The organism is Kitasatospora phosalacinea (assembly GCF_000717185.1).
Taxonomy (GTDB): Bacteria; Actinomycetota; Actinomycetes; order Streptomycetales; family Streptomycetaceae; genus Kitasatospora; species Kitasatospora phosalacinea_A.
This window is the reverse complement of sequence record NZ_JNYE01000187.1, coordinates 1-4608: the sequence shown is the minus strand read 5'-3', so window position 1 is coordinate 4608 and position 4608 is coordinate 1. Positions and strand designations below refer to the sequence as shown.

General features: G+C 68.6%; 5 protein-coding genes. All 5 read left to right on the top strand.

Annotated elements, in window-relative coordinates:
- Positions 1-181: 181 nt before the first annotated feature.
- Entirely contained in the window at positions 182-1942 is a 1761-nt protein-coding gene (locus OO57_RS37155) for a ParB/RepB/Spo0J family partition protein (protein WP_033257277.1), read from the top strand.
- 108 nt (positions 1943-2050) lie between these two features.
- The gene (locus OO57_RS37150; protein WP_158715377.1) at positions 2051-2593 is read left to right on the top strand and encodes a hypothetical protein; all 543 of its coding nucleotides are present in this window, start codon (positions 2051-2053) and stop codon (positions 2591-2593) included.
- Positions 2590-3267 (top strand): hypothetical protein, encoded by a 678-nt coding sequence (locus OO57_RS37145; protein WP_033257274.1) that lies wholly within the window; start codon positions 2590-2592, stop codon positions 3265-3267. Before OO57_RS37150 ends, OO57_RS37145 begins: the two co-directional genes overlap by 4 nt.
- Before the next feature lie 216 nt (positions 3268-3483).
- Positions 3484-3690 carry an antitoxin VbhA family protein gene (locus tag OO57_RS37140; protein WP_033257273.1) on the top strand — a complete coding sequence of 69 codons (207 nt, stop codon included), beginning with the start codon at positions 3484-3486 and terminating at the stop codon, positions 3688-3690.
- A gap of 2 nt (positions 3691-3692) precedes the next feature.
- Positions 3693-4370: a Fic/DOC family protein gene (locus OO57_RS37135; RefSeq protein WP_063737730.1), complete on the top strand. Its 678-nt coding sequence runs from the start codon at positions 3693-3695 to the stop codon at positions 4368-4370.
- The last annotated feature ends 238 nt before the right edge of the window (positions 4371-4608 follow it).

Genomic DNA, 4608 nt, shown 5'->3' with positions numbered 1-4608 from the left:
GCTGTCGGGGGGACGGGGGAGGTGCGCCCGTCGATTTGACGGTCTGTCAGTCGTCGGACCGGCGTGCTGAACCACGCCTCCGCGCTTGACCAAAAACCCCCTACGAGGTAATATTGTTCTTGTTGGGAGGGGATGGCACCCCCGACCAACGGACAGAGACCATGCACCTGTTGGAGGAATCGTGACCACCACATTCGCCCCCGTTGAGCCGCAGACCGATGAGCTGGCCTCGCCGGAGCTGGACGAGTTGACCGTCACTCTCGAAGTTGAGTCGAGCGACAACCCCGAGAGCGCCGCCAATCGGCCCGAGAACACGGGGAAGATCCTTCTCGAAGACATTGACCCGGAGGAGTTGACGTTTACTCGTAATGTTCGCAAGGCCGAGCTGACCGCCGAATTCATCGCCTCCGTCAAGGAGAACGGCCTGGTGCAGCCGATCATCGGCGCGCCCCATGAGGACGGAATCGCGATCATTCTCGGCAACCGCCGGGCCATGGGGGCGATCGAGGCTGGTCGGCTCGTTGACGTCATTGTCCGCAACGACCTCAGTGCCGAGCAGGCGCGCATCATCGCGCAGCTGATCGAGAACATGCATCGGGAGGACATGAAGGCGAGCGAGATCGCCGACGCCTACGCGCAGCTGTCCATTGAGCTCGGTCTCGACCCGGACGAGATCGCCACCCGGGTTGCTCAGGACCCAAAGAAGGTGCGAGCGTCGATCGCTTTGGCCGGAATGCCGAAGTCGGCCCGTGCCGCCATCGACAAGGGCGCGCTGACCTTCGAAGAGGCCGCAGCCCTCGCCGAGTTCGAGGGTGACCCGAAGGCGTACAAGCGACTCCTTGCCAAGATCGAGAACGGGCACGGTCTGAGCTGGGCGATCAAGGACGAGCGGCGGAAGGCGGAACGGGCCGCGCTGCGGGCGGAGACCACCCAGGCGCTCGCTGCCGCCAATGTCCGGATGGTCGGCGAGCCGCCGTCGTTCGGCTGGGGCGGATCGCGTGAGGTGAACGTAAATCGTCTCGCCGATGCTGACGGTGTGGTCCTGACGCCCGAGATGCACAAGGACTGCCCTGGGCACGCGGCTTTCTTCAACGAGAACCAGCCTGGGGACCTCAAGGCCACCTTCCTCTGCCGTGACCCTCACCAGTACGGACACCACGTCTCCGGGCACTACAGCTTCCTCAGTGCCGAGGAGGCGGCTGCCAAGGCGGCGGCGGAGCAGGCGGCCCGTGAGCGCCGAGAGGCGCTGTCCATCTCCCAGGAAGTGCGCGTTGAGTACATCCAGGAGCTTTGCCGCTCCAAGAAGGTGCCCAAGGGGATGACGAAGAAGGTTCTTCGGCTCCTCTACGAGCTGGGAGCGGACGAGACCAGCACCGAGGTCCTGGTGTATCTCAACGCGCCGGGTGACGACGACCGCAGCGATCGGTTCGAGCGTTTCACTCGCCGAATGGCCGAGGCGCGGCTGCCGTTGGTGCTGCTGGCCACCGTTGCGGTTCGGGCTGAGCGCGCGGTCCGACAGATCATCTCTGGCTACGGAGACAAGTGGGTCGTGCTGGAGTGGTTCGACTTCCTGACTGCTTACGGCTACGAGCTGTCGGACCCAGAGGTCGAGCTGGTGGCCGATCTCCGGGCGAAGATCGCGGAGTCCGAAGTACGGGCGGCTGCGAAGGCGGAGGTAGAGGCGGCCCGACAGGCCGACGCAGACGAGTATGACGAGGACCCGGAGAACGGATATACCGAGGACGAGTTGGGCGCGTCGGAGGACGCCGAGGACGAGCCGGGGGACGAGCCAGAGGACGCCGAGGAGGAGTTGGGCGCGTCGGAGGACGCCGAGGACGAGCTGAGCCGTCATCTGGCGATCATCGCGGGTGCCGGGCCGGACGACTCGGAGAAGGACTGGGAAGCGATGTACCCCGAGATCAACGAGGCGTTTGCCGCGTAGGCCCAGGGGGACGAGGGCCCCGTCCTGAATCAGTCGGGGGCGTCCGATGGCACCGGACGCCCCCGGCCCCGCTGACCACACCATCACTCCGCCGGAGGACCCGTGCACTTGCATCTCACCACCACCGACCGCCCGCCTACGGTCCGCGCCGACCTTGCCGTCCATCTCGCAGGGCACCACGAAGCCCATGCCGTGCTGATCGCCCACACGATCCTGCTGACCATGCCGTCCGTCCGCGTCCGCCTGGCTCACCCGCAGCCCGCGTACGAGGCGTACAAGGCATGGACCAGCCTGGCCGACCGCACCGATCGTGTGTTCTCCGGGACGATGTCCGGTACGGTCCCGGAGCCCGAAGGGGTGATGTCCGGACACCTTCGTCTCGACCGTCCGGTGCCTCCGGCGGTTGTGGAGACGCTGCCCGCGAAGCTGAGCCCGACCCGCGCGCCGCAGCTTCGGGTCAGCGTCGGCGGTCTGCTGATCGTGGCCACCGACAAGGCGGCGTTCACCAGTCAGCTGAACCTCTGGACCGTCGCCTACCGTCACGCCGCGCGCCGGTGGACCAACCTTCCCTCCGTTGAGGAACTGGCTGCCGGAGCGCTGCCCCGCTTCGACGACATAGCGGTTCCGGTCCTCGCCAAGGCGGCAGCATGAGCAACACCCGGCCAGTCGGCCCGCAGTACGTCACCCTGGTCACAGAAGGCGGATACCGGTTCCACGCCACGATCACCCTGGACTGGGAGATCGGTGCGGCCCTCTACCGCATCCCGGAGTTGGGCGGCACCATCACCGTCGGGTGGGAGTCCGGCCACTACTACACGCGCTGCTGCGACGGGTCCGCGATCCAGATCACCTACGGCAAGCCCGACCGAAACCCTTTCACCACCAACTTCCCGGACGTGCCGACCGTCTACGGCGTCCGGCTCGCCAAGCGGGCGGTCTTCCACCCCGAGAAGATGAATCCCACCAGCCACCGGTGGCTGGTGGTCCGGCGAGACACCGGCGGAAGGCACTGCCCCAGCGCACCGGAGGGCACCCAGCGCAGGACCGCCGCGATCGTCTACACGATCACCCGGCACATGCTCTCCCGCCCGTGGGCGGCCGAGCTGCGCCGCGCCCACGACGAGCAGCACGCTCCCGCTCGATACCGACACCACCAGAAGGCCATCGCCGAACTGGAGACGGAAGCGGCCGCGCTCCGGGAGAAGATCACGCAGGAGAGGACCTACGCGGCCTTCCAAGCAGCCGTGATCGAGAAGGCGGGCAGGGGGCGCGAACCGCAGGGGCCGCCCGCTCTGCTGGTCGAGCAGCAACCGCTTGCCGCTTGAGACCGGCCGCCCGATCCGACAGCACGGGTCGGGCGGCCGGCACCGCGGGGGAGGGAGCATCGAGCTCCCTCCCCCGCGCCCGCTTCCGCCGTCCGGAACCAGCCGCCTGCCGCGTCCCACCCAGTGACCATCCGAGCACCAGCGCTGACTCCTGGAGTGCACGTACGCTGATGAGAGACCCCGCGCCCGCCCGGCGCGAACCCGAGGAGCCACCCGATGCGCCACCCCGCCACCACCCCGGAGGCCCGCCGCCGAGCCGTCGACTCAGCCACCGGTTCCGTCCGAGCCGAGGGCCTCACTCCCAGCGCGGAGTACCTCACCGACGCCGAGGAGTACGCGGCCGGTCGGATCACCGCCGACGAGCTGGTGCAGCGGGCCGAAGCCCGCCACCGCGTCCCGGGCACCGAGCAGCCGGCAACCTGACGATGGCCGACCCCTACACCGACCCCGGCAGCGGCGTCCTGCGCAACCGACTGGGCATCACCGACCCCCAGGCCCTCGCCGCAGCCGAAGCCGACATCACCGCCGCCCGCCTCACCCGGATCGCCGAGACGCCCGTTCCCGGCCGGTACGACCTGGCCCACCTCCAGACGTTCCACCGCGAGGTGTTCGGCAGCATCTACCCGTGGGCAGGCGACGTCCGCTCCATCGAGATCGCCAAGGGCAACACCCAGTTCTGTCTCGTCCGGATGATCCCTGGATACGCTGACGACACCTTCGGCCGCCTCGCCCGGCGCCAGGACTACCTCCGCGGTCTCGACCGCGACCAGTTCCTCACCGGCCTGGCCGACCTCTATGGCGACGTCAATGCGCTGCACCCCTTCAGGGAGGGCAACGGGAGAGTGCAGCGAGCCTTCCTCGGTCAGCTCGCCGCCGCCGCCGGGCACCCAATTGACTGGACCCAACTCGACCCCGACCGCAACGAGTTGGCGTCCATCGCATCCTTCAACGGCAACAGCGGCCCCCTGCGCGCGATGCTCGCAGACCTCACCGTCGAACAGCCGGCCCCCAGGACCACGCCGACCGCCAGGGCGACGGCCCCGGCGCAGTTGATCCAGCCGCCGCCGGTCCAGACGACCACACAACCGACCATCCGCCCCTGATCCCAAACGCGGACGGCCGGTGGACACCCCCGCGAGCGGGTTGGCACGGTCCACCGGCCAGAGACCACAGCACCCCGCAGGCGGGGCGTGCAGAACCTCCAGGGTAGACGAGACGCCGCCTGCCCCGAAACACCGTCCGGGTGGGTGTGGTCGCGCCTTCGGCGCGGCGTTCCTTTTTGCCGGGCGCCCCGCTGCGCGGTTCCCCCGGCCCCCCTTCGCGGCCCAGTTTCCGGGGCCG

Excerpts from the sequence above, each read along its gene's own strand:
- OO57_RS37140 (WP_033257273.1), top strand. The coding sequence starts at position 3,484 with ATGCGCCACCCCGCCACCACCCCGGAGGCCCGCCGCCGAGCCGTCGAC.
- OO57_RS37145 (WP_033257274.1), top strand. The coding sequence starts at position 2,590 with ATGAGCAACACCCGGCCAGTCGGCCCGCAGTACGTCACCCTGGTCACA.
- OO57_RS37135 (WP_063737730.1), top strand. The coding sequence starts at position 3,693 with ATGGCCGACCCCTACACCGACCCCGGCAGCGGCGTCCTGCGCAACCGA.